Here is a 25,812-nt window from a genome sequence, read left to right as displayed (position 1 = left end):
TCCCACAAGTGCGGCGCCCGATGTGGTGGCGCACCACATGTCGACGGACCGTTCACGCTTCTACGGTCCCTCCCCATGACCCAGACCAGAGCCGCACGTCACACCACCGTCCTCGCGACCCTCCTGGTCGCCCTGATCGCCGCCTTCCTCACCCCGGGCAGGGCATCCGCCGCCTCCCTCCAGGAAGTCACCGGCTTCGGCACCAACCCCGGCGCCCTGCGTATGTTCCGCTACGTCCCTGACGGGCTGCCGTCGGGGCGGCCCGTCGTCGTCGCCCTGCACGGCTGCACGCAGGACGCCTCCGGGTACGGCACCGGCAGCGGCTGGCTTCAGCTGGCCGACCGGTGGGGGTTCTCCGTGGTGCTGCCGCAGCAGACCACGGCCAACAACGCCTCCTCCTGCTTCGACTGGTTCCAGAGCGGGGACATCGAGCGGGGGCAGGGCGAGGCCGCGAGCATCGCGCAGATGGTGGACCGGCAGCTCGCCGACGTCGGCGGGAACGCCTCGCGGGTGTACGTCACCGGGCTGTCCGCCGGCGGTGGCATGACCGCCGTGATGATGGCGGACTACCCGGAGAAGTTCGCCGCGGGCGGGGTCGTCGCCGGGCTGCCGTACGGATGCGCGCAGGCCGCCGGATCGCCGTATGTGTGCATGTACGTCGGTGCCACGCAGACGGCGAAGCAGTGGGGGGACCGGGTGCGGGCCGCCCGGCCCGGGTACGCCGGCCCCTGGCCCACGCTCACCGTCTTCCAGGGCAGCGCCGACTACACCGTCAAGCCCGTCAACATGACCGACCTGATGAAGCAGTGGACCGACGTGCACGGGGCCGACCAGACCGCGGACGCCGGCGACACCGTCGCCGGCTATCCCCACCAGGTCTTCCGGGACCCGGCGGGGAACACCGCCGTCGAGACGTACAGCATCACCGGCATGGGGCACGGGCAGCCGGTCGACCCCGGAAGCGGCACCGCGCAGTGCGGTGCCGCCGGGGCCTACCTCCTCGATGTGAACCTGTGCGCCGCCTACCGGCTCGGGCTCGCCTGGGGCCTCAGCGCAGGGTGAACGTCGACAGGCGTACGCCCTTGCCCAGCACCAGGTAGACGTCCGTACGGCCCTTCGTCGCGCCCGACAGCTCCGCGGTCACCGTCGTGTAGTCGTACGGCGACGACGTGCCCGCGAAGTGCGCGGTGCCGACGAGGGTGCCGGTCGGTGACCCGAGCCGCACCTCGACCGTGCCGGACGTCCCGGCGACCCGTGCGCCGAACTCGCCCGCGCCCGGGACCGGTCGGGTGTCCGCGAACTTCAGCCACGCGCCGTCGGAGGCCGCCGACACCGCCGTACCGCTCGCCTTGGACTCGTCGACGAGAGCGATGCCGGCGGAGTAGTCGTCGAAGTTCTCCGCGCGGGTCGTCTTCGAGAGGTCGCGGGGCGGGATGGTCTCGCCCTTCACCTGCCAGGACGTACGGGCGCGGATGTCGTCGGACGACGAGCCCACCAGGACGTCGTAAGTGCCGCTCTCCACCACCCACTTGGAGCGGGTGACATCCCAGTGCGCCAAGTCCGAGGGCCGTACCCGCAGCCGGACCGTCCTCGTCTCACCCGGCTTCAGGGACACCCGCTGGAAGGACTTGAGCTGCTTGAGCGGCTGTTTGTCGCGGGAGGCGCGCTGGTGGGTGTAGAGCTGGACGACCTCCGCGCCCGCCCGGCTGCCGGTGTTGGTGACCTTCACCTCGTAGCCGTCGCCCACCCGCCGCAGACCGGAGTACGCGAACGTCGTGTACGACAGGCCGTAGCCGAAGGGATAGAGCGCCTGCCCCCGGAAGTACTGGTAGGTGCGGTCCGACTTGATGATGTCGTAGTCGAGGATCGACGGGAGGTCGGCGTCGGACCGGTACCAGGTCTGGGTGAGGCGGCCCGACGGGTTGGCGTCGCCGTAGAGGAGGTCGGCGAGGGCGTTGCCGGTCTCCTGGCCCGCGTGGGTGGTCCACAGCAGCGCGGGGACCTCCTTCTGCAAGGAGCCCAGCGTGGTCGGATAGCTGTTCTCGACGATCACCACGGTGTGCGGGTTGGCCGCGTGCACGGCCTTGACCAGGGTCTCCTGTGAAGGCGCCAGGGCCAGGTCCGTGCGGTCGTGGGCCTCGCGGCCGTTGATGGAGGGGTCGGAGCCGACCACCACGACGGCCTGGTCCTTGCCCTTGACCGCGGCGACGGCCTCGTCCACACCGCTGCGGACCACGTCCTTGGTGTAGTGGGCGGCCTGGTCCTTGGTGACCAGGCCGAGGGTGCCGTCCGTGCCCGTCGGGCCCAGGTAGACCGGGTTCGACCACCAGGACTCCGCGGTCTCGTAGCCGGCGTAGCGGAGCAGGTACGTGCCGTCGTCCTGGCGTTCCAGCTTGAACTGCTGCTGTACGTACCAGCCGTTCGGCTGTTTCTGGTCGTTGACGAAGTTCGACCAGTTGTAGCCGACGTACTTGCCGTTCGCCGCGGAGCGCAGGGTCACGATGCCGGAGCCCCAGTCGAAGACGTCGAACTGGGCTCCCGTACCGGAATCGGCCGTCTCCTTCAGGGGCGCGCCCGCCTCGCCCGTCCCCGCCGTCACGTACTTGCCGGTCGCGGTGTCCTTCAAGGCGATGCGGTCCACGCCCTCGCTGCTCGCGACCGGGGCGCCCAGCTTGGACTCGATGCCGTCCTTCGGGGTGACGGCGTAGGGGAGGGTGCCGGAGTACCAGTCGGTGTAGAGGGTGTCGGCGAGCGGGCCGACGACGGCGGCACTGCCCGTCTTCCTCAGCGGCAGCGCGCCGTCGTTCTTCAGCAGGACCGCCGACTCGGTGGCCGCCTTGCGGGCCAGGGCGCGGTGGGCGGGGCTGTCGATGACGGACGCGTCGATGGAGCCGTACGTGCCGCCGCCGGGGTCGAACTCGCCGAGCCGGACGCGGATGCTCAGCACGTCTCCCGCGGCCTTGTCGACGTCCGACTCCTTCAACAGGCCTGTGGAAAGCGCCGACTTGATCGCGGTGGTCGTCGGCCCGGAGTCGGTGTCGTTGTCGGTGAAGCTGTCGATGCCCGCCTTCAGCGCCGCCGCGTCGGCCTCGGTCAGGGTGCCGTAGTACTTCTGGCTGCCGACCAGGTTGCCGGGCGCGTAGGCGTCCGTGACATTGAGCAGCCGCTGCGAGGTCCAGGTGCGGACGGTGTCGTCGAGGGCCGGATCCACCGTGTTCGGACGGCCGTTGACCAGGTTGTACGAGGACATCACGCCCGTCGCCGCATCCGCCTCGACCGCGGGCTTGAAGGCCTGCTCGTCGTACTCCTTCAGCACGCGCGGGCGCAGTTCCGAGCTCGTGGTGTCGCGGTGCTCCTCGTTGTTGTTGGCGAGGAAGTGCTTGATCGTCGGGGCCGTCTTGAGGTGGTCCGGGTCGCCTCCCGTCAGGCCCGTGCCGTACGCCGTGGAGATCGCTCCGGTCAGATAGGGGTCCTCGGAGTAGCCCTCCTCGTTGCGGCCCCAGCGCGGGTCGCGCAGCAGGTTGACCACGGGCGCCCACAGGTTGAGGCCCCAGCCCGCGGGGCGGGTCTGCTGGAAGCCGCGTGCCTCGTCGCCGACCGCCGAGCCGACCTGGCGGAGCAGGGCCGGGTCCCAGGTGGAGGCAAGACCGACGGCCTGCGGAAACACGGTTGTGCTGCCGAGCCAGGCCACGCCGTGCAGGGCCTCGGTGCCGGTGCGGAAGGACTGGATGCCGAGGCGGGGGACGGCCGGCTCGTACTGGTGGAGGAGGGAGATCTTCTCGTCGAGGGTGAGGCGGGAGAGGAGATCCGAGACGCGGGCCTCCACCGGGAGGCTCGGGTCGCGGAACGGGTAGGCGGGGTCGTCGGCGTGGGCGGGGACGGTGGCGCCCAGACCCGCGATCAGGGTCAGGGCCGCCAGCAGGGTGGTTCTCTGTCTTGTGCGCTTGCCCTTCATGTCACGGCTCCTTCAAGTAGGGCCTTGCACAGGCGAGTTGGTCAGGCGGTGCGTGGCATGGTGCTCGCCCGCTGCGTCAGCCTCGGCGGCAGCAGCGTGGCCTCGGGTACGGCGCTGCCGCCCAGCTTCTTCATCAGGAGCTCCACCGCTCGCTCGCCCACCTCGGCGGAGGGCAGCGCGACCGAGGTGACGGGGACGCGGACGGATTCGGCGAGTTCGTCGGGGCAGATGGCGGCGACGGAGAGGTCGCCCGGGACCCGCAGACCGAGCTGCTCGAAGGCCTCGATGAGCGGTTCGAGGATCGGCTCGTTGTGGACGACCACCCCCGTCAACGCCGGTTGCTCGCGCAGGAGCTGTTCGGCCACCAGGCGGGCGGCCGCGGGCGAGGCCTCGCAGGGGTGCACGGACGAGGAGAGCCCGCTGCGGTCGGCGGCGGCCGTGAAGCCCTGCACCACCCGCTGGGCGAACGCGGTCTGCCGCACGTACACCTCAGGCGGCGACCCGACCAGCGCCACCACCCGGTGCCCGAGCCGCGCCAGATGCTCCACGCACGCCTCACCGGCCGCCTTGAAGTCGAGGTCGATGCAGGTCAGACCCTCGGAGTCGGCCGGGAAGCCGATCAGTACGGACGGCCGTTCCAGCGAGCGCAGCAACGGCAGACGCGGCTCGCGGAGCTGGACGTCCATCACGATCAGCGCGTCCACCAGCGCCGTGTCCGCCACCCGCCTGAGCCCCTCCTCGCCCTCCTCCTGCGTCAGCAGCAGCACGTCGTGGTCGTGCTTGCGGGCCGTGGTCACCACCGACACCGCGAACTGCATCACCACCGGGACGTGGATGCCCGCCCGTAAGGGGATCACGAGGGCCAGGACGTTCGACCGGCTGCTGGCCAGGGCGCGAGCGCCCGCGTGCGGCCGGTAGCCCAGCTCACGGGCGGCCGCCTCGACCCGCTGCCGGGTCTCCTCGGAGATCGGGCGCTTGCCGCTGAGCGCGTAGGACACGGTGCTGGGGGAGACCCCGGCGTGCCGTGCCACATCGGTGATCTTCACCATCAGTCCAGCTCCAGGGAGAGGAATCCGGTACCCGCCTGCGCCCGCGCCGTCCGCTCCCCGGCGGCCAGACTCCACTCCGCCACGGGCTCACCGCACGAGGCCCGCAGCGTGTCCCCTTCGCGTGCGACGGTGAAGGTCACGTCCCCCACCGGCACCGTCACCTGCGCGCCCCGCTCCAGTTCGTAGGCCCGCAGGGTGACCCCGTCGGCATGGTCGTAGTCGGGGCGGTCGGCCACCGCGCCCACGGGGATCACCGTCCCCGGCCGTACCAGCAGGGGCACGCTCAGGAAGCCGTGCCGCTCGCGCACCCAGCGCGGCCCGGTCACCGTCCGCCCGCTCAGGAAGTGCGTCCAGGTGCCCTCGGGCACGTAGTAGGACACATCCCCCTCGTCGTCGAAGACCGGCGCGACCAGCAGATCCGGCCCCAGCATGTACTGCCGCTCCAGATGCGCGCACCCCGGATCGTCCGGGAACTCCAGCACCATCGCCCGCATCATCGGCACGCCCTCGGTGTGGGCGGTGCGCGCGGCCTCGTACAGGTAGGGCATGAGCTTCAGCTTCAGCTGTGTGAACTGCCGCAGCACGTCCACCGACTCCTCGTCGAACAGCCAGGGCACGCGGTAGGAGGAGCTGCCGTGCAGCCGGCTGTGGGAGGACAGCAGTCCGAAGGCCAGCCACCGCTTGAACAGGGCAGGTGTCGGGGTCCCCTCGAAGCCGCCGATGTCATGGCTCCAGTAGCCGAAGCCGGACAGGCCGAGCGAGAGCCCGCCGCGCAGCGACTCGGCCATCGACTCGTAGGTCGCCTCGCAGTCGCCGCCCCAGTGCACCGGGAACTTCTGGCTGCCGGCCGTCGCCGAGCGGGCGAAGAGCACGGCCTCGCCCTCGCCGCGGTGCTTGCGCAGCACGTCGAAGACGGTGCGGTTGTACAGGTACGTGTAGTAGTTGTGCATCCGCTCCGGGTCGGAGCCGTCGGACCACGCCACGTCGACGGGCACCCGCTCGCCGAAGTCGGTCTTGAAGCAGTCCACGCCCTGCGCGAGGAGTGCTTCCAGCTTCGAGGCGTACCAGTCGCGGGCGGCCGGGCTGGTGAAGTCGACCAGTGCCATGCCCGGCTGCCACATGTCCCACTGCCAGACGCTCCCGTCGGGCCGCCTCAGCAGATGGCCGAGCGCCTTGCCCTCCGCGAAGAGAGGGGAGCGCTGGGCGATGTACGGGTTGATCCAGACGCAGACGCGCAGGCCGCGCGCCTTGAGCCGGGCCAGCATGCCCTCCGGGTCGGGGAAGACCCGTGGGTCCCACTGGAAGTCGCACCACTGGAACTCCCGCATCCAGAAGCAGTCGAAGTGGAAGACGGAGAGCGGGAGTTCACGCTCCCGCATGCCCTCGATGAAGGACGTCACCGTTTCCTCGTCGTACGAGGTGGTGAAGGACGTCGACAGCCACAGGCCGAACGACCAGGCGGGCGGCAGGGCCGGCCGGCCGGTGAGGGCCGTGTACTTGCGGAGGATGTCCTTGGGGCCGGGGCCGTAGATGACGTAGTACGTCAGCTCCTGGGTCTCCGCGCTGAACTGGACCCGGGACACCGCCTCCGAGCCGACCTCGAAGGACACCTTGCCCGGGTGGTCGACGAAGACGCCGTAGCCCGCGTCCGTCAGATAGAACGGGACGTTCTTGTAGGCCTGCTCGGTGGCCGTGCCGCCGTCCGCGTTCCAGATGTCGACGACCTGGCCGTTCTTGACCAGCGGGCCGAAACGCTCGCCGAGGCCGTAGACGGAGGTCCCGACCCCGAGGCCCAGCTGTTCCCGCAGGTAGTGGGCTCCTTCCGCGTTCCGCATGATGCCCATGCCCTTGGGACCGCTGGAGGTGAGGGTGCGGCCGTCGGCGAGGAAGTCGACGTGCCAGGAGCCGGTACGGGCCACCCGGACCGACAGGGCGCCGGAGGTGAGGGTCGCGTGCTCGTCGTCGTATCCGACCTGCGGAACGAACTCGTGCTGGGAGAGGCCGAATTCGGGGCCGCGCGGCTGCTCGCCCTCGAAGTGGGTGAAGGTGAGGCCGATGACGTCGGGCATCGGGGTGTGTGCGCTGATCGTCACGACCGGTCCCTTCAGCAGGTCGCCGCGGTGGCGGATGGGCTGGGTCGGCGCATGGATCTCCAGCGAGCCGTCCGTGGCCGTGACATCGAGAACCTCGACGGGGTGGGCCGCGGTGACTCCCTCGCGCAGCAGCCAGTAACCATCGGTGAACTTCACGTGGGGGGTCCTTACTTGACGGCACCGACGGCGATGCCGCGGGTGAGGGTCCGCTGGAAGACGAGGAAGAACACGATCGCCGGGAGCACGCCGAGCAGGGCCGCCGCGTTGGTCATCGTGGCGTCCATCAGGCGCTGGCCCTGGAGGACGCCGAGGGCCACCGACACCGTCTGGTTGTCGTTGGAGATCAGCATCACCAGGGGGAGCAGGAACTCGTTCCAGGTCCAGATGAAGAAGAAGACCAGGAGCACGCCGATGGTCGGCCGGCTGACCGGGACGACGATCCGCCACAGCACCTGCCACTTGTTCGCACCGTCGATGCGGGCCGCCTCGATGATCTCGCGGGGGAACTGGCCCAGGACCGACGAGAGCAGATACGTGCCGAAGGCCGCCTGGATCACCGTGAAGACGATGATCACGCTCAGCCTGGTGTCGTACAGGCCGACTTGCTTGGCCAGGTAGTAGATCGGGTAGACCAGCGCCTCCTGCGGCAGCACGTTGGCGAGCACGAAGAAGGCCAGGACCCAGGTGCGGCCCCTGATCCGGCCGATGCCGATCGCATAGGCGTTGAGGACGGAGAGGATCACCGCGAGCACGGCCACCGAGCCGCTGATCAGCACCGAGTTGACCAGCTTCTGGCCGAAGTCGACGCGCTGCCAGAAGCTCTTGAGGCCGTCCAGATACAGGCCCTTGGGGAGGCTGAGGGGCCCGTTCTGGGAGTACTCGGCCGGCGACTTGAACGCGTTGACCGCGACGATCAGGAACGGCACCACCATGAACAGGGCGGCGATGCACAGGGCGATCAGCACCGGGGAGCGGCGCAGGGCGGTCGTCATGTGCGGTCCCCTTCCTCTTCGCGGGTCTGGAGCTTCAGGAGGACCAGGGACAGCGCCAGGATGATCACCGTCAGGATCGTGGAGATCGCCGCGCCGTAGCCGACCTGGGTCTTCTCGAAGAAGGTGGAGAAGGAGAAGTAGGACGGGACGTCGGTCGCGCCGCCCGGGCCGCCCTTGGTCAGCACGTACACCGCCCCGAACACCTTGAGCGCGGCGATCGTGCACCAGGTCAGGACGACGTAGATCTCAGGTCGGATCTGCGGCAGCGTGATGTGCCAGAAGCGGCGCCACCAGCCCGCGCCGTCCAGCTCGGCCGCCTCGTACAGCTGCGGGTCGACGCGTTGCAGGCCCGCCATGAACACCACCAGCGGGAAGCCGATCTGCACCCAGACCATCACCCCCATCACGCTGTACAGCGCGATGTCGGGGTCACCGAGCCAGTCCTGCTGCCAGCTGCCGAGCCCGACCGCCTTCAGCAGCTCGTTGAGGGAGCCGTTGTCGGGGGCCAGGATCCAGCTCCACACGATCCCGGCGACCGCGATCGGCAGCACCTGCGGGAGGTAGAAGCAGGCGCGCAGCACCGCGGCCCACCTGGATCCGAAGTGCTTGCCGATGTAGTCGAACAGGGCAGCCGCCAGGACGAGACCGATCATCGTCGGTACGGCCGCCATGGCGACGACCATGAACAGGCTGTGCCGGAACGACGCCCAGAACTCCGCATCGTCCATCAGCTCGCGGTAGTTGGCGAGCCCCGTCCACCTGGGACTGCCGATGCCCTGCCACTCCGTGAAGCTCACACCCGTGTTCATCAGGAACGGGACGACGATGATCGCCGTGAAGGCGAGGATGCCGGGGAGCAGGAACAGGGCGTACGAGTCGCGGGTACGGGGGCGGCGCGGGCCGGCGTCCGGGTGCTTGCCGACGGCCCGCGCACCCCGTTCGACGGTGACCGTCATGTCGTCGGCGCGCCCTTGTCGTAGGCCTGCTGGAGTGCGCTGAGGTAGGCGTCCGGTTTCTCGCTGCCCGTCATCAGCTTCTGCGTCTCGGAGACGAGGACGTCGTAGAAGCCGTTCACCGGCCAGTCCGGGTAGAAGGCCAGGCCGTCACGCCCGCTGAGGGTGTTGAAGTTGGCGATGAGCTGCTTGGACTTCGGGTCCGTGATGGCGGAGGTGTCGGCCGCGACCGGGATGCCGCCCTTGTTGCCGAGCAGGTTCTGGACCTTCTTCGACATGGTGATGTCGATGAAGTCGTAGGCCAGTTCCTTGTTCTTGGCGTTCTTGGGGACCACCCAGATGTTGCCGCCTGAGCCCAGGGTCAGGTTCGAGCCGGGCCACAGGGTGGTGTCCCAGTCGAACTTGGCCTCCTGCTGGAAGCGGCCGTACCACCAGCTGCCGGAGAACAGGATCGGCGCCTTGCCCTGGATCCAGGAGACACCCGCGTCCTCGGCCTTGGTGCTGGTGGACTTCTTGCTGATGTAGCCCTTCTTCACCCAGTCGGCGAAGGTGTTCGCGGCGTATGTCCACGCCGTGTCGTGGAAGTCGGTCTTGCCCTTGTACAGCTCGTACTTGTCCACCCAGGCGCGGTCGGCCTTGGAGAGGGCCAGCTGGTAGAGGTACTGCTGGGCCATGTACTCGGCGCCCGCGTTGGCGAGCGGGGTGACGCCCTTGGCGACGAACTTGTCCATGGCGGCCGTCAGTTCGTCGAATGTCTTCGGCTCGCTGATCCCGTACTTCTTGAAGAGGTCCTTGTTGTAGAAGACCATCGTGTACTCGGCGTAGTTGGGGACGCCGTACCAGTTGCCGGAGCCCATCACGCCGTTGGTGTCGTACCTGCTGGTCGTGCGGACGCCCGCGCTGAGCTTCTTGTCCCAGCCGCGCTGGGTGGCCTCGGCGGTCAGATCGGTCAGCAGGCCCTGTTTCGAGAGGGCGCCCGCGGTCGCGTTGCCCTTGTTGTACTCCATGATGTCGGGCACGTCGGAGGAGTTCAGGATCATGGGCGCCGTCTTCTGGATCTGGTCGAAGCCCTTCTCCTCGAACTTCACCTTGACGCCCGGATGCTTCGCCTCGAACTCCTTGATCGCCTCGTTCCAGGCCACGCCCATCGCGCTGTCGGGGCCCTCGTAGTGCCAGAGCTTGAGCGTCTTGGCGTCGGAGGACCCGCTGTCCGAGCCGCCGCATGCCGTGACCAGCAGCGATCCGCCGAGGAGCGCGGCCGTGACCGTCATCACACGCCTTCGTGCCGTCAACATCCCGTGCCTCCTGGAGAGCCGGATGGGTATGCGGGGCGTCACGCGGCGGACGGATCCGGTCGTCGAATCGATTCGATGCGTGACGTCGAAGCGCTTCGACGGGCGAAGGTATGCGGGCACTGTGGGTGCGTCAATGGCTTGCGCGAGAAATGCTCCGCGGGACGGCCGGTTATTGACCCGCGGGTCGGTGGGGGCTGTTCGCGCCCCGCGGCGGAGCCGCTTGTCGATACAGCCCCGCGCCCCTGAGGGGGCGCGGGGCCGCACCGGCGATCAACAGTGCCGTGGCGGCGGCCGTCACCGGCACCCCGAACCCGGCCGTCGGGGACAACTGGTCCACCAGCCGGCCGCCGGTCGCGGAGCCGCAGGCGATCCCGCCGAGCAGGCCGGTCACCGCGAGGGTCATGCCCTCGTTGAGGCTGCCCTCGGGGGTGCGCCGCTGCACCAGCGTCATCGTCGTGACCATGGTCGGAGCGGTCGCCATGCCCGCGACCAGCAGCGCGCCCGCCAGCAGCAGGAGCGAGCCGGTGAGGGCGGCGGCGAGAAGGGGGAGGGTCAACAGGGTGGTCATCGCGGCGATGCACCACGGCAGGCGGGCATCGGCGGGACCGCTCGGTCTGAGGGCTCCGTACAGCAGACCCGCCCCGCACGAACCGGCCGCCTGCAACGCGAGCACGAGGCCCGCAGCCGAACGGTGTCCCTGTGCGTCCGCGAACGCGATCGTGACGACCTCCATGGAGCCGAACACCGCGCCCATGGCGAGACAGACGGCGAGCAGCGGGAGCATTCCGGGCGCGCGGAACGGGGACCTGGCGCGCGCCTGCCGCCGTGCCGGCGGCTCGGTCGAGCGCTGCGCGGCGAACACCAGCATGCCGGTGAGCAGCAGCACCGCCCCCACCAGCGTGCCCGCCTCCGGGAAGAAGGTCCCGCACAGGAAGGCCGCGAGCACCGGGCCCAGCATGAAGCAGAGCTCGTCGGCGGCCTGTTCGAAGGAGTTCGCGGTGTGCAGCGCGCCGTCGTCGCCCTTCAGCAGATGGGCCCAGCGCGCGCGGGACATGCCGCCGGTGTTCGGGGTCGTCGCGGTGGCGGCGTAGGAGGCGAACAAGGTCCAGGCGGGGGCGCCGAAGTGCACACAGAGCAGGAGGGCGAGGGAGCCGAGGGCCGCGATCACCGTGGCGGGTACGGCGATCCGGGCCTGTCCGTACCGGTCGACGAGCCGCGCGGTCCACGGCGCCACCACGGCCGTCGCCGCGAGTCCGGTCGCGGTGACGGCGCCGGCGAGGGCGTACGAGCCGCGCGCACCGGAGACCATCACGACCGCGCTCACGCCGAACATGCCCATCGGGAGCCGCGCCAGCAGATTCCCGAAGGTGAAGGCGCGGGCGCCCTGGGTGGCGAAGAGGCGGCGGTAGGGACCGGGCGGGCGGGTGCGGGTACGGGGGCTGAAGTCGACGGCGACGAGGGTGTCGGCGGTGACGGTGAACAACGGGGCCCGGTGCGGAGTCGGTTGCGGCATGGGCACTACGGTCGCCCGTGGGTGATCAAGGGGTCCAACACCTTCTCCGCGCAGATTCACGCACCTGTGTGGTAAGTCCTGTTGTACGTTCGCCGGATGCCCGCGACCAGCCATCTCGACCCCCGCCTCCTGCGTGCCTTCCTTTCCGTCGCCGAGGAACTGCACTTCACACGTGCCGCCGCCCGGCTCTACGTCGCCCAGCAGGCGCTCAGCCGGGATGTGCGGCGCCTGGAGCGGGAGCTCGGGGCCGAGCTGTTCGTGCGCAGCACCCGGCAGGTGACGCTCACGGCCGACGGTGAGCGGCTGGTGCCGTACGCGCGCCGCGCGCTTCAGGCGCAGGACGAGCTGCTGGCCGCCTTCGGGCAGGCCAGACCGCTGCTGGTCGACCTCAACTACCGGGGCGCGGCCACCGCGCGCCGCGTCCTGCACCGCGCCCGCGAACTCGCCCCCGACCACGAGCTGATGGCCCGTTACGAGAGCGGGCTGACCGGCGCGGCGGAGGAACTGCTCGCCGGGCGGCTCGACGCGTCGTTCGGCCGCTTCGCAGGCCTGGACCCGGTGCTGCGGGCCCGGCTGGAGCACCAGCCCGTGCGGTACGAGCCGATGGCGGTCGTGCTGCCCGAGGACCACCGGCTGGCGGAGCTGGACGCGGTGCCGCTCGCCGCGCTGGCGGGGGAGACGGTGTACGCGGGAGCGGGAAACCCGCGGACACCGGAGTGGACGGATCTGGCCCACCGCCTGTTCGACGGACGGGGCATCGAGGTCGCACCGCCCGTTCCACTGGCCGTCGGGGAGGAGGAGTTCGAGCGGATCATGGCCAAGACGCGCCACCCGATCCTCGCCGTGGTGGATTTCCCGGCCATGCCTCGCACGGTGCTGCGGCCCTTGATCGATCCAGTGCCCTTGTCGCCCGTGTCGCTCGTGTGGCGGAAGGGGCTGGTGCACCCCGCATTCGACGCGCTTCGACGGGCGGCGCTCGAACTCTCGGCGGAGGAGGACTGGCTGCGGGTGCCTTCTGGTGGATGGTTTCCGGCCGTCGATACGGAGGTCATGCCTGAAGCCGCCCGGCGGAAGGGCTGAGCGGACACGAACGGGGCGGCGCACTCCGACGTGTTGTCGGTGTACGCCGCCCTGGGACGGGACGGTCGGACGGGCTGCCGGGGCCCGCGCTGCCATGGCGGTTACTTCGGCTCGCTGTTGAACTTCGATGCCGACCAGAAGTAGCCGAGGACCGCGAGGCCGACGCACCAGGCGATGGCGAGCCACCCGTTGTGGCCGATCGGGGTGCCGAGGAGGAGGCCGCGCAGGGTCTCGATGGCGGGAGTGAAGGGCTGGTACTCGGCGATCGGCTGGAACCAGCCCGGCATGGTGTGCAGGGGGACGAAGGTGCTGGAGATGAGCGGGAGGAAGATCAGCGGCATCGCGTTGTTTCCGGCGGCCTCGGCGTTCGGGCTGACCAGGCCCATCCCGACCGCGATCCAGGTGAGCGCCAGGGCGAACAGCGTGACCAGCCCGAAGGCGGCGACCCACTCCAGGACGGTGGCGTCGGTGGAGCGGAAGCCGATGGCCACGGCGACCGCACCGACCAGGACCACGCTCATCAGACACTGCAGCACGCTGCCGATGACGTGCCCGATCAGCACGGATCCGCGGTGGATGGCCATGGTGCGGAAGCGGGCGATGATGCCCTCGGTCATGTCCGTGGAGACGGACACCGCGGTGCCGATCGTGGTGGAGCCGACGGTCATCAGCAGCAGGCCCGGCACGAGGTAGGCGATGTAGTCGGAGCGGTCGGCGCCGCCGCCGAGGCCCGCGCTCATCGCGTCTCCGAAGATGTAGACGAAGAGCAGCAGCAGCATGACCGGGGTGAGCAGCAGATTCAGGGTGAGCGACGGGTAGCGGCGGGCGTGCAGCAGATTGCGGCGCAGCATCGTGGACGAGTCGCGCACGGCGAGGGAGATCCGGGTCGGGCGGGCGGGAGCCAGAGGGGCGCTCATCGCAGGGCCTCCTTGGGGTGGGTGCTGCTGGTCAGGGCGAAGAAGACGTCGTCGAGGTCGGGGGTGTGCACGGTCAGCTCGTCGGCCTCGACGCCGGCCGAGTCCAGCCAGTCGAGGAGGGAGCGCAGTTCGCGCTGGCTGCCGTCGCTGGGGATCCGCAGGGCGAGGGCTTCGTCGTCCCGCGCCGCCTCAGCCAGGGCGGAGGCGGCGCGCTGATAGGCGGCCGGGTCGGTGAAGCGGAGCCGTACATGGCCGCCGGGGACGATCCGCTTGAGCTGCTCGGCGGTGCCTTCGGCGGCGATCCCGCCGTCGTGGAGGACGGCGATACGGTCGGCCAGCTCGTCGGCCTCGTCCAGGTACTGGGTGGTGAGGAAGACGGTGACGCCGTCGCCCGCGACGAGGTCGCGGATGATCTGCCACATGGTGTGCCGCGAGCGCGGGTCGAGGCCGGTGGTCGGCTCGTCGAGGAAGATGATCCGCGGACTGCCGACCAGGGTCATGGCGATGTCGAGGCGGCGTTTCATGCCGCCGGAGTAGGTGGAGGCGGGCTTCTTCGCGGCCTCGGTGAGGTCGAAGCGCTCCAGCAGTTCGGCGGTGACCTGCCGCCCCTCCCGCCTGGAGAGGTGGTGCAGGTCCGCCATCAGGAGCATGTTCTCCTCGCCGGTGATCAGGTTGTCGACGGCGGAGAACTGCCCGGTGACGCCGATCGCGGCGCGCACGGCCTGCGCGTCGGTGGCGAGGCTGTGACCGCCGACGTACAGGTCGCCGGCGTCGGCGCCGACGAGGGTGGAGAGGATCTTGACGGCGGTGGTCTTGCCGGCGCCGTTCGGGCCGAGCAGGGAGAAGATCGTTCCTTCCGCGACGGCCAGGTCGATGCCGTCGAGGACGGTCTTGTCCCCGTAGGACTTGCGCAGCCCGTTCGCCGCGATGGCCAGGTCGGTCATGGGAAGTGCTCCTTCGAAGGCTGGGAGGCCGCGGGCGGTCAGAGGCTGCGGGCGGTGATGTCACCGGAGGACGTGGTGGCGCGGATGTCGAGCTCGGCGCTGCCGTCGTTCTTGAGCGCGTTGCTGACGCGCCCGTGGCCGGTGCCGGCGTCCAGGACGGCGGAGACACCGGCGGCGGCGCCGACCGAGATGTCGCCGGACTGGGTGCGCAGGGTCACCGTGCCGCGCACGGCCTCGGCGATCCGGATGTCGCCCCGTGCGGTGTTGATCTCGGCGGGGCCGCCCAGGCGGCCGACCTCGACGTCGCCGTCGACCGCGGTGAGGCGCAGGCTCGCGGCCTCGTCGATCTTGATCTGGCGGTAGGCGCCCTCGAAGACGACGTCACCGAGCCGGCCCACGGTCCGCAGCTCGGCGCCGGCCGTCCTCGCCTCGATGCGGGAGCCGGCGGGCAGCTGGACGGTGACCTCGACGGACCCGGAGGGGCCGAGGTACTGGTTCTTCGCCGGCTTCGCCTCGATCCGCAGCACACCGTCGCGGTAGCCCACCTCCAGCTGCTCCGCCGCCTTCACATCGCGGTTCTTGGAGGCGTTGGCGGGCCGGACCTCGACGGTGGTGTCGGCCCGGTCGGCCGCGATGAACTCGATGCGTCCGGCGGGGATGTCGAGGACGGCGGAGACGGCGGCGGGGGTGTTGAACTTCTGCATGGTGCTCTCCTTCGTGTGCAGCGGGCGCTCTGTCGGCCCGCTGTTTCTGATAAAGGAAAGCTACGTTGCGTTCATGGATGCGGCAACAGCCTTGTTGCATAGAAAGGCAATCAATGCAGGTGAGAGCAGGTAAATCGTTGCAACGGTTCAGAATTTAATGCAACGTCAGCTTTCCGATCGTTGCAATGGGCTGAAGGTGAACGCTAGAGTGGGCGGCACCGAAGCGGGCGTACGAAGGAGAAGACGATGCCGGGAGGCAGGCTCACCCAGCAGGACCGCCAGCAGATCGCGCTGGGGCTGGCCGACGGCCTCGCCTACGCGGAGATCGCCCGGCGCCTGGACCGCCCGACCTCGACCATCACGCGCGAGGTGCTGCGCAACGGCGGCCCCACCGCCTACCGCGCCGAGATCGCCCACCGCGCGACGGCCCACCGCGCCCACCGCCGCAAGCAGGCCGCACCCCGGAGCTCGCAGGCGTCCCCGCAGCCCTACGGGCGCGACGCCGAGGCGGTGCGCGCGTACGAGGAGACGCTCGCCACCGTGTTCGTGCAGTCGGGCACGCCGCAGATGATGGCCCGGGTGCTGGCCGCCGTCTGCCTCAGCGACGCGGGCAGCCTCACCGCCGCCGAACTCGTCCAGCGCCTCGAGGTCAGCCCGGCGTCCATCTCCAAAGCGGTCGCGTTCCTCGAGGAACAGGGCATGATCAGGCGCGAACGCGACGCACGCCGCCGGGAGCGGTATGTGGTCGACTCGGACGTCTGGTACCAGTCGATGATGGCCAGCGTCCGCGGCACCGCCCAGGTCGCCGAGACCGCACGGCAGGGCGTCGCCGTCCTCGGCGCCGGCACCCCGGCCGCCGTCCGCCTGGAGAACATCGCCCGCTTCCTGGACTTCGTCTCGGAAAGCATCGCCCGCGCCGCGGACCAGGCACGGGACGTGCTCCATGCGCGGCCGGAAACGGGGGCGGACAGCGGCGCGGAGCCACATTCGGATCGCTGAGGGACAGGCTGGATCACTCATTGAGGTGAGCCGGCCACCATTGCCCCTGGGTACGCTGAACCGACAGTCGAGACTCCGTCCCATGGGAGCACCGATGAGCGCCGCATCCGACGACGGGCTGGACGACGAGCCCGCGTACCGCTGGCCCATCCCGCCCCCCGGGGGCTGGACCGCGGACGACCTCGACCGGATTCCGGGCCTCCCGCCGCACACGGAGTTGATCGACGGGAGTCTCGTCTTCATGAGTCCGCAGACCGCATTCCACTCTCGGTGCATGCGCCTGCTCGAGAACACCCTTCTCGGACAGGTGCCGGAGCACCTGGATGTCATGCGGCAGATGACGGTCAAGCTGGATGCGAAGAACCGGCCCGAGCCGGACATCCTGGTCTTCCCCCTGGAGGCGAACACCGGCCCCGACCAGACCTGGTACAAGCCCGAGGACGTCATCCTCGCCGTCGAAGTCGTCTCCGCCGATTCCCGCGAACGCGACCGCGAGGTCAAGCCCCGCAAGTACGCGGCCGCAGGCGTTCCGCACTTCTGGCGGGTCGAGCAGGACGACGACAAGGGATACCCCGTCGTGTACGTCTACGAACTGGACCCCGCCACCAAGTCCTACGGCCTCACCGGCATCTTCCACGACATGCTCAAGGTCTCCGTGCCCTTCGACATCGAGATCGACCTGACGGCCGTCGACCGCCGCGGTCGATGAAACCTCGCCGCCCGTTCGTGATCCTTCACGGAGACCTCTTCGTGATGCGGAGCTCTTCGTAACGTACGGCCGCAGAACCTCTCATCCCCCGTCCGCGCGGGGTGAGAGCAAAGTTCCCTTCCGGTCACCCGGTGCCACAGGCCGGAAACGCCGCCTCCCTACCTTCGGGACTCATCACCGCTCATCTGCCCCCGAGCACGACCGAGCCCCGTAGCACCGTGGAGGCGTCATGACAGCCCCTAGCACAGCCCCCGCACCCAGCAGGGGAGGCCGCTGGATTCAGCAGTGGGATCCCGAGGACGAGACCTTCTGGAACGAGACCGGAGAGAAGATCGCCAAGCGGAACCTGCTCTTCTCCGTTCTCTCCGAGCACATCGGGTTCTCGATCTGGACCCTGTGGTCGGTGCTGGTGCTCTTCATGGGCCCGGAGTACGGGCTCACCCCGGCCGACAAGTTCCTGCTGACCTCGATGGTCACGCTGGTCGGCGCGGTCGTCCGCGTCCCCTACACCTTCGCCGTCGCTCTCTTCGGCGGCCGGAACTGGACGATCATCTCGGCCAGCCTGCTGCTCATCCCGTCGATCGCCGCGTTCGCGGTGATGAAGCCGGGCACGTCCTTCGACACCTTCCTCGGGATCGGCCTGCTGGCCGGCATCGGCGGCGGCAACTTCGCCTCCTCGATGACCAACATCAACGCCTTCTTCCCGCTCCGTAAGAAGGGGTGGGCGCTCGGCCTCAACGCGGGCGGCGGCAACATCGGCGTACCGGTCATCCAGCTGGTCGCCCTCGCGATCATCGGCGCGAGCGGTGGGCCGCGTGTGCTGCTCGGGATCTACATCCCGCTGATCGTCGTCGCCGCCGTCCTCGCCGCGCTCTTCATGGACAACATCGAGAATGTGAAGAACGACACCGGTGCCGCCAAGGACGCCGCGAAGGACGCCCACACCTGGATCATGTCCTTCCTCTATGTCGGCACCTTCGGCTCGTTCATCGGCTACAGCTTCGCCTTCGGCCAGGTGCTGACGAACCAGTTCGGCCGTACGCCGCTGCAGGCCGCGTACGTCACCTTCATCGGCCCGCTGCTCGGCTCGCTGATCCGTCCCGTCGGCGGCTGGCTCGCCGACCGTTACGGCGGCGCGAAGATCACCCTCTGGAACTACGTCGGCATGGGCGCCGCGACCGCGGTTCTGATCGTCGCCTCCATGCAGAAGTCGCTGGCCCTGTTCACCGTGGCCTTCGTGGTGCTGTTCGTGCTCACCGGGCTCGGCAACGGCTCGACGTACAAGATGATCCCCGGCATCTTCCAGACGAAGGCCCTCGCCAAGGGGCTGGAAGGGGAGGAGGCGGCCAAGTACGGGCGTCGGCTCTCCGGAGCGTCCATGGGCCTCATCGGCGCGGTCGGAGCGCTCGGCGGCGTCGGCATCAACCTCGCCTTCCGCCAGTCCTTCCTCTCCTACGGATCCGGCACCGGAGCGTTCGTCGCCTTCCTCGCCTTCTACGCCCTCTGCTTCGCGGTGACCTGGGCCGTATACCTTCGACGCCCGGCCGCGGCGGTGCAGTCCGAGGCTGCCGCGGAGGCGAAGCCGCAGCTCAGCTACGCCGAGGTGTGACGTAACACCGGCGACATGAAGCCGAACCGAGCCTGTCACGCGCCGTTGACAGGCTCGTTCGGCATGTAGGTACCGCGCACTACCGCATGTACGACGACTCGAGTTCGGGACGAGAGCCATGTACGAGGAACAGCAGCGACCAGACCTGGGCGGGCACGGCCCCCTGGCGGGATTCACCGTGGGCGTGACCGCCGCCCGCCGGGCCGACGAGCTGGGCGCACTGCTGCAGCGACGGGGAGCCGCCGTCCTGCATGCACCCGCCCTGCGCATCGTGCCGCTCTCCGACGACAGCGAACTGCTCGCGGTGACGAAGGACCTGATCGACCAGGCGCCGGACGTGGTGGTGGCCACGACCGCCATCGGGTTCCGCGGGTGGGTCGAGGCCGCCGAGGGGTGGGGACTGGGCGAGCCGCTGATCGAACGGCTGCGGCACGTGGAGCTGCTGGCCCGCGGCCCCAAGGTCAAGGGCGCGATACGGGCCGCCGGGCTGACCGAGGAGTGGTCGCCGTCGAGCGAGTCCATGGCCGAGGTGCTGGACCGGCTCCTCGAGGAGGGCGTCGACGGGCGCCGTATCGCCGTACAGCTGCACGGCGAGCCGCTGCCCGGCTTCGTGGAGTCGCTGCGGGCCGCGGGAGGGGAGGTCGTCGGGGTTCCGGTGTACCGGTGGATGCCGCCGGAGGACCTGGCGCCGCTGGACCGGCTGCTGGACGCCGCGGTCTCCCGGGGCCTTGACGCGATCACCTTCACCAGCGCGCCCGCCGCCGTATCGCTGCTGAACCGGGCCGAGGAGCGCGGCATGCTGCCCGAGCTGCTCGCCGCCCTCCACCACGACGCGCTGCCGACCTGCGTCGGTCCCGTCACCGCGCTGCCGCTGCAGGCCCACGGCATCGACACGATCCAGCCCGAACGCTTCCGGCTCGGCCCCCTCGTCCAGCTGCTGTGCCAGGAGCTTCCGAACCGGGCGCGGTCCCTGCCCATCGCCGGGCACAGGGTGGAGATCCGCGGCCATGCGGTGCTCGTGGACGGCGACCTCAAGCCCGTACCGCCCGCCGGGATGTCCCTGTTGCGGGCGCTGTCGCGGCGGCCGGGCTGGGTGGTGGCCCGGGCGGAACTGCTGCGGGCGCTGCCCGGTGCCGGACGGGACGAGCATGCGGTGGAGACCGCGATGGCTCGACTGCGGACGGCTCTCGGTGCGCCGAAGTTGATCCAGACGGTGGTCAAGCGGGGGTATCGGCTGGCGTTGGATCCCGCCGCTGATGCGAAGTACGCGGATGTGTGACCTGCGGGCGTGTCTGGGGGCTCTGCCCCCGGACCCCCGTTCGGCCTGAACGGCCTCGTCCTCAAACTCCCCACGACGGGCTGAGAGTGTCCGCCCGGCGCTCAGACGTGCCGCGCGTAACCCTGCCGTGGAGCACCAGCGCCCGCGCCAAGCACCCCAGCGCCACCGTCGACAGCAGCGCCCGCACCACATTCCACGCCACCCACACGTGCTCGAAGTGCTCCCGTGCCGCCGTTGGATCCTTCATGTTCGCCAGGTCGTTGTTGAGCGGGATGTTGACGGCGACCGTGGTGAGGAAGCCGAGCGCGTAGGCCGCCAGGGCCGCCCACACCCACCAGCGGTACGGCTGCCCGCGCAGCTGCCACGAGGAGACCGCCGTGAGCAGCAGCGCCCCCATGAAGCTGAGGAAGAACGCCGGGTTCTGGATCACGTCGTTGATGTTCCGCATCACCTCGACGTAGACCCGGTCCTCGCTGCGGGCCAGCGCCGGCATCACACAGCACGCGAAGATGTAGTAGACGCCTGCGATCAGGCCCATCGCGACCGTGGCCGCACCCAGTACGAATCCCGTGCTCCTGCTGTGGGTTGTCATGCCCTCCAGTCAACGGACGGCCGCGCGGCCGGAACATCGCCGAGAAGCGCAGCCGCATAAGCGCGCGTCCAGCCGTCGCCCTGTCCACCGCCGGTACGAGGGGTTCCGGCCGCGCCAGCGGGAAGGCACTGTAAGAGGGATCGGTTGCTTCAGCCCTCAGGTTCCCGAGCCAGGCGGTGACAGGCACATGGCACTGGGTACGGCCACGGTCGCGTACGAGCTGCGGTTCGACGCCGGGCGGATCTGTCTCGACCTCCTCGCCACCACCCATCCCGAGGAGCGGTTCGACTCCCTCGAGGTGCTGTGCGCCTGGATCACCGGGGCAGGCCTGGTGCCCGCGACCACCCCGCTGAGCCATGCCGACCCGTCCTGGCTGACCAGCTTCTGTGAACTGCGCGGACAGATCGGGCAGTTGGTGCACGCGGGACTCGCGCCGGCACGGCTCAGGCCGTCGTACGACATCGCGCTCGCCCGCGTGAACGAGATCGCCCGTGTCTCACCTCCCGCCCCACGCGCCGTGCGGAGCGAGGACGGCTCGCTCGTACGCGAGTTGGACGGCCCGCCCGAGTGCGCGGCGCTGCTCGGCGCGATCGCCCGGGACGCCGTGGAGCTCCTCACCGACCCCGTCGCACGGGCCGGTCTGCGGCAGTGCGAGGGGGACAACTGCCCGATCGTTTACGTGGATTCGTCCCGGGGGCGCAGGAGGCGCTGGTGCTCCAGTGAGGTCTGTGGGAACCGCGAAAGGGTGGCCCGGCACCGTCGGCGGGCGGCTCTGGCGCGCGCCTGACGTCCGGTATGCGGCTTCTGTGGACGAGTCTTCGAAGTGATTTCGATTACACACCGTTTACCTCATCCGTGACGTGGGCAGCGGTTGCGATCTCGCCAATGTGGCGGAAATGTAAAGATCGCGGGGTGGGAATGTGCTCCCATGTCCACCTCGTCACGTCACTCAGAAGAAAACTGTCATCTCACGTTGAACATGACCTGGCCCACATCCGTACCCGTGGAGGAGCGACCGACTGGGGGAACCCCCGGACATCGGAGGTGGGCGTGCGCAAGGATTCCGTCGTGGCCAATGAACGTGGATCGAGGGCCCGACATCGCATGTCCCAGCCCTCGGAACCTGATGAGGAGCTGATGCGTGCGCTCTATCGCGAGCACGCCGGACCTCTCCTTGCATACGTACTGCGCCTGGTCGCCGGAGACCGGCAACGCGCCGAGGACGTGGTCCAGGAGACATTGATCCGTGCCTGGAAGAACGCCGGTCAGCTCAATCGGGCGACCGGATCTGTACGCCCCTGGCTGGTGACGGTCGCGCGCCGCATCGTCATCGACGGCCACCGCAGCCGGCAGGCCCGGCCGCAGGAGGTCGATCCGTCGCCGCTGGAGGTCATCCCCGCGGAGGACGAGATCGACAAGGCGCTGTGGTTGATGACGCTGTCGGACGCGCTGGACGACCTGACCCCGGCCCACCGGGAGGTGCTCGTCGAGACCTATTTCAAGGGGCGTACCGTCAACGAGGCCGCCGAGACGCTGGGCATTCCCAGCGGCACGGTGCGGTCCCGGGTGTTCTATGCCCTGCGGTCGATGAAGCTGGCACTGGAGGAGCGGGGGGTGACGGCGTGATGAGTGTTTACGGGGGAAACCAGGGATTCGGTACAGGTGGTTCGGGTATGTCTGGCTCCATGATGGGATCTCCGGGCCCGAGCGAACACGAGACGGTCGGCGCCTACGCTCTCGGCATCCTCGACGACGCCGAGGCAACCGCTTTCGAGGCACACCTCGCGACCTGCGAATGGTGCGCCCAGCAGCTCGACGAGCTGGCCGGGATGGAACCGATGCTCGCCGCCCTCGCGGACCTCCCGGGGACCGGTTCGCCCGCGATCGGGGAGTCCCTGTCCGCCAGGCCCAGCCCGCGGCTCGCGGAGAAGCTGGTCGACGAGGTCGCCGAGCGCCGGGCGCAGAAGCGCCGCAAGGGCTTCTACCTGGTGGCGGCCGCGGCGGCGCTGATCATCGGCGGTCCGCTGGGTGTCATGGCGGTCAACGGCGGCGGTGACTCGGGTACGACCGCCACACCGCTGGCGGCCGGAGCCAAGGCCGCCTTCGGCACCATCTCCGACAAGGTCTCCAACACGGACGCGTCCACCAAGGTCAAGGCGACCGTGGCGATGGAGCAGAAGGACTGGGGCACCTGGGGCGTCGTCGAGCTCAGCAACGTCAAGGGCCCGCTGAAGTGCTCGCTCATCGCCGTCGGCAAGAACGGCGAGCGCGAGACCATGTCCTCCTGGTCGGTCCCGAAGTGGGGCTACGGCATCCCGAACGGCAAGACACCGGAGGCGAAGCAACCGCTCTACGCCCAGGGCGGCGCGGCCCTCAAGCCCAACGAGATCGACCACTTCGAGGTCATGACCTTCCAGGGCAAGAAGCTCGTCGAGGTCGACGCGTAGTTCTCGTGAAGATCCACGCGTAACTTACGTAGCTTTGCCGGGTCCCCTTCGCGTACGGTTGACGGCTGCCATGCACGTCAGAAGGGGGCCCGGTGGCCGCTCAGGCTCAACCCGAAACCGCCGTCGGCTCGGATCACGACTCCGTACGCGACCGAGAGATCAGCGTCGAACAGGAACACCTCGACCGGGTGTACCGGCGTCTTGAGGAGAAGATCCACGAGGCCGAGTTCCTGATGAACGACGCGGCCAAGCGCGGCCAGGTCGGCACGCCCGGCGCCCTCGCCGAGCGGGACGCACAGGTCTTCCGGGCGGGAATCCATCTCAACCGGCTCAACAACGAGTTCGAGGACTTCCTCTTCGGGCGGATCGACCTGCTGCTCGGCAAGGACGGCAAGAAGGGGCCCGACGGCGCCTACACCGCCGTAGAACCCGCCGAGGGTGCCGTGCGGGACGACGACACCGCCGATATCGCCGAGACCCTGCACATCGGGCGGATCGGTGTCCTGGACTCCGAGTACGCGCCGCTCGTCATCGACTGGCGGGCGCCCGCAGCCGCACCCTTCTACCGCTCCACCCCCGTCGACCCCGGCCGGGTGGTGCGCCGCCGTGTCATCCGTTCCAAGGGCCGCAAGGTGCTCGGCGTCGAGGACGACCTGATGCGCCCCGAGCTCAAGGCCTTCCTCGACGGCAACGAACTGCCCGTCATCGGCGACGGCGCCCTGATGGCCGCCCTGGGCCAGGCCCGCAGCCACACCATGCGGGACATCGTCGCCTCCATCCAGGCCGAACAGGACCTGGTCATCCGCGCGCCCGCCGCCTCGGTGACCTATGTCGAGGGCGGCCCCGGCACGGGCAAGACGGCCGTGGCACTCCACCGCGCCGCCTACCTCCTCTACCAGGACCGGCGCAGGTACGCGGGCGGCATCCTGATCGTCTCCCCGACCCCCTTGCTCGTCGCCTACACCGAGGGGGTCCTCCCCTCCCTCGGCGAGGAGGGCCAGGTCGCCATCCGCGCGATCGGCTCGCTCGTCGACGGCGCGGAGGCCACGCTCTACGACTCCCCGTCCACGGCCCGCGCCAAGGGCTCGTACCGCATGCTCAAGGTCCTGCGGAAGGCGGCGCGCGGGGCGCTGGAGCTGGGGCCTGCGGGTGATGCCGGACGCGCCGCCGCCGGTCAGCTCGCCTTCGGCGAGGACGACACGGACACGTCCGCAGCCCCCGCCGGGCCGCCCACCCGTCTGCGGGTCGTCGCCTTCGGCCGCCGTCTGGAGCTGGAGGCCGCCGAGCTGAGCCGTATCCGCCAGGCCGTGCTCGGCGGCACCGCGCCCGTGAACCTGCTGCGCCCCCGCGCCCGCAAGCTGCTCCTGGACGCCCTGTGGGCACAGTCGGGCGCGGCCGGCCGTCACACCGACCCGGAGCTCGCCGCCGAACTGCGCTCCTCCTTCGACGAGGACGTGTCGAGCGAGGACAGCTTCCTCACCTTCCTCGACGGCTGGTGGCCCGAGCTCACGCCCAGGGCCGTCCTCGCCGCCATGGCCGACGAGCGGCGCCTCGGCCGCTGGGCCCGCCGGATCCTCAACCCGGGCGAGGTCCGCAGGGTCGCCCGCTCGCTGCGCCGCGACGGCCACTCCGTGCACGACATCGCCATGCTCGACGAGCTCCAGTCGATCCTCGGCACCCCGGCCCGCCCCAGGAAGAAGCGCGAACTCGACCCGCTCGACCAGCTCACCGGCCTGGAGGAGCTGATGCCGGTGCGTGAGGAGTCGCAGCGCGAGCGCGCCGAGCGGCTCGCGCAGGAGCGCACCGAGTACGCCCACGTCATCGTCGACGAGGCCCAGGACCTCACCCCGATGCAGTGGCGCATGGTCGGCCGCCGCGGCCGGCACGCCACCTGGACCGTCGTCGGCGACCCGGCCCAGTCCTCCTGGTCCGACGTCGACGAGGCGGCCGAGGCGCGGGACGAGGCCCTCGGCACCCGCCCCCGCCGCCGCTTCGAGCTCACCGTCAACTACCGCAACCCGGCCGAGATCGCCGAGCTCGCCTCCAAGGTCCTGGCCCTCGCCATGCCGGGCGCCAAGTCCCCGTCGGCCGTACGGTCGACAGGCGTCGAGCCTCGCTTCACGGTTGTACGGGACTCCCTCGCGCAGTCCGTCCGCGAGGAGGCCGCCCGCCTCCTCGACCGTGTCGACGGGACGGTCGGCGTCGTCGTCGCCATGCAGCGCCGCGAGGAGGCCGCCCGCTGGCTCGCCGGGCTCGGCGACCGGGTGGTGGCCCTCGGCAGCCTGGAGGCGAAGGGCCTGGAGTACGACGCGACGGTCGTCGTCTCGCCCGCGGAGATCGCCGACGAGTCCCCGGCCGGCCTGCGGGTCCTGTACGTCGCCCTCACCCGCGCGACCCAGCAGCTGACCATCGTCTCGGCCGACCGCGACGACCCGGACGCGAACGCCGTCCCCGACCTGCTCCGGGACTAGCGCGTGCTCCATCGAAGTTAAGAACCGGATGAACTCTCGGCACGGGAATGGCCTTACGGGATCTGTTTGTTAGCCTGGGTGTGGCACCGGCCCGATCCAAGCCCCCGGGCCCAACCTTCGTCGCTACGAGCGACCACTTGCCGCGAGGCGAGCATGGCGGGTCGGTGCCACTGACCTGCGAGAGGCCCGCGTCACCCTGTGACGCGGGCCT

The 25,812-nt window shown here is 69.9% G+C and carries 21 protein-coding genes; 10 read left to right on the top strand and 11 right to left on the bottom strand.

The genetic code is table 11. The features are described 5' to 3' along the window. Positions 1 to 75 precede the first annotated feature (75 nt). Positions 76 to 1,062 carry an extracellular catalytic domain type 1 short-chain-length polyhydroxyalkanoate depolymerase gene (locus tag ACWC1K_RS30835; RefSeq protein WP_450836227.1) on the top strand — a complete coding sequence of 329 codons (987 nt, stop codon included), beginning with the start codon at positions 76 to 78 and terminating at the stop codon, positions 1,060 to 1,062. On the opposite strand, the gene ACWC1K_RS30830 is transcribed toward ACWC1K_RS30835, so the two are convergent. From ACWC1K_RS30830 to ACWC1K_RS30800, 7 genes are all read right to left on the bottom strand, one after another. Then, positions 1,049 to 3,955 carry a glycoside hydrolase family 3 C-terminal domain-containing protein gene (locus ACWC1K_RS30830; protein ID WP_450836225.1) on the bottom strand — a complete coding sequence of 969 codons (2,907 nt, stop codon included), beginning with the start codon at positions 3,953 to 3,955 and terminating at the stop codon, positions 1,049 to 1,051. The two genes, ACWC1K_RS30835 and ACWC1K_RS30830, sit on opposite strands and share 14 nt — an antisense overlap. 41 nt (positions 3,956 to 3,996) lie before the next feature. Next, complete coding sequence (locus ACWC1K_RS30825; RefSeq protein WP_450836223.1) at positions 3,997 to 5,004, bottom strand: LacI family DNA-binding transcriptional regulator; 1,008 nt, start codon at positions 5,002 to 5,004, stop codon at positions 3,997 to 3,999. After that, the gene (gene yicI, locus ACWC1K_RS30820; protein WP_450836221.1) at positions 5,004 to 7,253 is read right to left on the bottom strand and encodes an alpha-xylosidase; all 2,250 of its coding nucleotides are present in this window, start codon (positions 7,251 to 7,253) and stop codon (positions 5,004 to 5,006) included. Before yicI ends, ACWC1K_RS30825 begins: the two co-directional genes overlap by 1 nt. Positions 7,254 to 7,264: 11 nt before the next feature. Further along, the gene (locus ACWC1K_RS30815; protein WP_450836219.1) at positions 7,265 to 8,089 is read right to left on the bottom strand and encodes a carbohydrate ABC transporter permease; all 825 of its coding nucleotides are present in this window, start codon (positions 8,087 to 8,089) and stop codon (positions 7,265 to 7,267) included. Next, on the bottom strand, positions 8,086 to 9,045 hold the full coding sequence (locus ACWC1K_RS30810) for a carbohydrate ABC transporter permease (protein ID WP_450836217.1): 960 nt from the start codon (positions 9,043 to 9,045) through the stop codon (positions 8,086 to 8,088). Before ACWC1K_RS30810 ends, ACWC1K_RS30815 begins: the two co-directional genes overlap by 4 nt. After that, the gene (locus tag ACWC1K_RS30805) at positions 9,042 to 10,337 is read right to left on the bottom strand and encodes an ABC transporter substrate-binding protein (protein WP_450836215.1); all 1,296 of its coding nucleotides are present in this window, start codon (positions 10,335 to 10,337) and stop codon (positions 9,042 to 9,044) included. Before ACWC1K_RS30805 ends, ACWC1K_RS30810 begins: the two co-directional genes overlap by 4 nt. 169 nt (positions 10,338 to 10,506) lie before the next feature. Next, the gene (locus ACWC1K_RS30800; RefSeq protein ID WP_450836213.1) at positions 10,507 to 11,850 is read right to left on the bottom strand and encodes an MFS transporter; all 1,344 of its coding nucleotides are present in this window, start codon (positions 11,848 to 11,850) and stop codon (positions 10,507 to 10,509) included. 96 nt (positions 11,851 to 11,946) lie between these two features. Here ACWC1K_RS30800 and ACWC1K_RS30795 point away from each other — a divergent pair, with 96 nt between their 5' ends. Then, positions 11,947 to 12,930 (top strand): LysR family transcriptional regulator, encoded by a 984-nt coding sequence (locus ACWC1K_RS30795; RefSeq protein WP_450836211.1) that lies wholly within the window; start codon positions 11,947 to 11,949, stop codon positions 12,928 to 12,930. 101 nt (positions 12,931 to 13,031) lie between these two features. Here ACWC1K_RS30795 and ACWC1K_RS30790 read toward each other — a convergent pair whose 3' ends face one another. The 3 genes from ACWC1K_RS30790 to ACWC1K_RS30780 are packed head-to-tail and all read right to left on the bottom strand — an operon-like array spanning position 13,032 to position 15,495. After that, the gene (locus ACWC1K_RS30790) at positions 13,032 to 13,847 is read right to left on the bottom strand and encodes an ABC transporter permease (RefSeq protein ID WP_351476143.1); all 816 of its coding nucleotides are present in this window, start codon (positions 13,845 to 13,847) and stop codon (positions 13,032 to 13,034) included. Next, entirely contained in the window at positions 13,844 to 14,791 is a 948-nt protein-coding gene (locus ACWC1K_RS30785; protein WP_450836209.1) for an ABC transporter ATP-binding protein, read from the bottom strand. The genes ACWC1K_RS30790 and ACWC1K_RS30785 overlap by 4 nt, the downstream gene beginning before the upstream one ends. A 38-nt stretch (positions 14,792 to 14,829) precedes the next feature. Beyond that, positions 14,830 to 15,495 carry a DUF4097 family beta strand repeat-containing protein gene (locus ACWC1K_RS30780; protein WP_450836207.1) on the bottom strand — a complete coding sequence of 222 codons (666 nt, stop codon included), beginning with the start codon at positions 15,493 to 15,495 and terminating at the stop codon, positions 14,830 to 14,832. A gap of 246 nt (positions 15,496 to 15,741) precedes the next feature. Between ACWC1K_RS30780 and ACWC1K_RS30775 the strand changes: the two genes are divergently transcribed. From ACWC1K_RS30775 to ACWC1K_RS30760, 4 genes are all read left to right on the top strand, one after another. Then, positions 15,742 to 16,494: a helix-turn-helix domain-containing protein gene (locus ACWC1K_RS30775; protein ID WP_450836205.1), complete on the top strand. Its 753-nt coding sequence runs from the start codon at positions 15,742 to 15,744 to the stop codon at positions 16,492 to 16,494. 94 nt (positions 16,495 to 16,588) lie between these two features. Further along, a complete protein-coding gene (locus tag ACWC1K_RS30770) occupies positions 16,589 to 17,203 on the top strand; it encodes a Uma2 family endonuclease (protein ID WP_450836203.1) in 615 nt (204 codons plus the stop codon). 229 nt (positions 17,204 to 17,432) lie between these two features. Continuing rightward, the gene (locus ACWC1K_RS30765; protein ID WP_450836201.1) at positions 17,433 to 18,812 is read left to right on the top strand and encodes a nitrate/nitrite transporter; all 1,380 of its coding nucleotides are present in this window, start codon (positions 17,433 to 17,435) and stop codon (positions 18,810 to 18,812) included. A gap of 118 nt (positions 18,813 to 18,930) precedes the next feature. Further along, on the top strand, positions 18,931 to 20,091 hold the full coding sequence (locus ACWC1K_RS30760) for a uroporphyrinogen-III synthase (protein WP_450836199.1): 1,161 nt from the start codon (positions 18,931 to 18,933) through the stop codon (positions 20,089 to 20,091). A 61-nt stretch (positions 20,092 to 20,152) separates the two neighbouring features. Here ACWC1K_RS30760 and ACWC1K_RS30755 read toward each other — a convergent pair whose 3' ends face one another. Further along, complete coding sequence (locus ACWC1K_RS30755) at positions 20,153 to 20,683, bottom strand: anthrone oxygenase family protein (protein ID WP_450836197.1); 531 nt, start codon at positions 20,681 to 20,683, stop codon at positions 20,153 to 20,155. 187 nt (positions 20,684 to 20,870) lie between these two features. On the opposite strand from ACWC1K_RS30755, the gene ACWC1K_RS30750 reads away from it, so the two are divergent. The 4 genes from ACWC1K_RS30750 to ACWC1K_RS30735 all read left to right on the top strand — a co-directional run bounded on the left by ACWC1K_RS30750 (position 20,871) and on the right by ACWC1K_RS30735 (position 25,601). Beyond that, the gene (locus ACWC1K_RS30750) at positions 20,871 to 21,470 is read left to right on the top strand and encodes a CGNR zinc finger domain-containing protein (protein WP_450836195.1); all 600 of its coding nucleotides are present in this window, start codon (positions 20,871 to 20,873) and stop codon (positions 21,468 to 21,470) included. Positions 21,471 to 21,787: 317 nt separating this feature from the next. Then, a complete protein-coding gene (locus tag ACWC1K_RS30745) occupies positions 21,788 to 22,309 on the top strand; it encodes a sigma-70 family RNA polymerase sigma factor (RefSeq protein WP_010039908.1) in 522 nt (173 codons plus the stop codon). Next, a complete protein-coding gene (locus ACWC1K_RS30740; protein ID WP_450836193.1) occupies positions 22,309 to 23,130 on the top strand; it encodes an anti-sigma factor family protein in 822 nt (273 codons plus the stop codon). The genes ACWC1K_RS30745 and ACWC1K_RS30740 overlap by 1 nt, the downstream gene beginning before the upstream one ends. A 92-nt stretch (positions 23,131 to 23,222) precedes the next feature. Beyond that, positions 23,223 to 25,601, top strand: coding sequence for a HelD family protein (locus tag ACWC1K_RS30735; protein ID WP_450836191.1), 2,379 nt, complete (start codon positions 23,223 to 23,225; stop codon positions 25,599 to 25,601). The last annotated feature ends 211 nt before the right edge of the window (positions 25,602 to 25,812 follow it).

The sequence above is a fragment of the Streptomyces sp. NPDC001492 genome (assembly GCF_053597275.1).
The sequence above is the reverse complement of the archived record's forward strand: the minus strand, read 5'-3'. Positions and strand labels throughout refer to the sequence as shown.

Excerpts from the sequence above, each read along its gene's own strand:
- ACWC1K_RS30835 (WP_450836227.1), top strand. The coding sequence starts at position 76 with ATGACCCAGACCAGAGCCGCACGTCACACCACCGTCCTCGCGACCCTC.
- ACWC1K_RS30830 (WP_450836225.1), bottom strand. The coding sequence starts at position 3,955 with ATGAAGGGCAAGCGCACAAGACAGAGAACCACCCTGCTGGCGGCCCTG.
- ACWC1K_RS30825 (WP_450836223.1), bottom strand. The coding sequence starts at position 5,004 with ATGGTGAAGATCACCGATGTGGCACGGCACGCCGGGGTCTCCCCCAGC.
- ACWC1K_RS30815 (WP_450836219.1), bottom strand. The coding sequence starts at position 8,089 with ATGACGACCGCCCTGCGCCGCTCCCCGGTGCTGATCGCCCTGTGCATC.
- ACWC1K_RS30810 (WP_450836217.1), bottom strand. The coding sequence starts at position 9,045 with ATGACGGTCACCGTCGAACGGGGTGCGCGGGCCGTCGGCAAGCACCCG.
- ACWC1K_RS30805 (WP_450836215.1), bottom strand. The coding sequence starts at position 10,337 with ATGTTGACGGCACGAAGGCGTGTGATGACGGTCACGGCCGCGCTCCTC.
- ACWC1K_RS30800 (WP_450836213.1), bottom strand. The coding sequence starts at position 11,850 with ATGCCGCAACCGACTCCGCACCGGGCCCCGTTGTTCACCGTCACCGCC.
- ACWC1K_RS30795 (WP_450836211.1), top strand. The coding sequence starts at position 11,947 with ATGCCCGCGACCAGCCATCTCGACCCCCGCCTCCTGCGTGCCTTCCTT.
- ACWC1K_RS30790 (WP_351476143.1), bottom strand. The coding sequence starts at position 13,847 with ATGAGCGCCCCTCTGGCTCCCGCCCGCCCGACCCGGATCTCCCTCGCC.
- ACWC1K_RS30785 (WP_450836209.1), bottom strand. The coding sequence starts at position 14,791 with ATGACCGACCTGGCCATCGCGGCGAACGGGCTGCGCAAGTCCTACGGG.
- ACWC1K_RS30780 (WP_450836207.1), bottom strand. The coding sequence starts at position 15,495 with ATGCAGAAGTTCAACACCCCCGCCGCCGTCTCCGCCGTCCTCGACATC.
- ACWC1K_RS30775 (WP_450836205.1), top strand. The coding sequence starts at position 15,742 with ATGCCGGGAGGCAGGCTCACCCAGCAGGACCGCCAGCAGATCGCGCTG.
- ACWC1K_RS30770 (WP_450836203.1), top strand. The coding sequence starts at position 16,589 with ATGAGCGCCGCATCCGACGACGGGCTGGACGACGAGCCCGCGTACCGC.
- ACWC1K_RS30765 (WP_450836201.1), top strand. The coding sequence starts at position 17,433 with ATGACAGCCCCTAGCACAGCCCCCGCACCCAGCAGGGGAGGCCGCTGG.
- ACWC1K_RS30760 (WP_450836199.1), top strand. The coding sequence starts at position 18,931 with ATGTACGAGGAACAGCAGCGACCAGACCTGGGCGGGCACGGCCCCCTG.
- ACWC1K_RS30755 (WP_450836197.1), bottom strand. The coding sequence starts at position 20,683 with ATGACAACCCACAGCAGGAGCACGGGATTCGTACTGGGTGCGGCCACG.
- ACWC1K_RS30750 (WP_450836195.1), top strand. The coding sequence starts at position 20,871 with ATGGCACTGGGTACGGCCACGGTCGCGTACGAGCTGCGGTTCGACGCC.
- ACWC1K_RS30745 (WP_010039908.1), top strand. The coding sequence starts at position 21,788 with ATGTCCCAGCCCTCGGAACCTGATGAGGAGCTGATGCGTGCGCTCTAT.
- ACWC1K_RS30740 (WP_450836193.1), top strand. The coding sequence starts at position 22,309 with ATGAGTGTTTACGGGGGAAACCAGGGATTCGGTACAGGTGGTTCGGGT.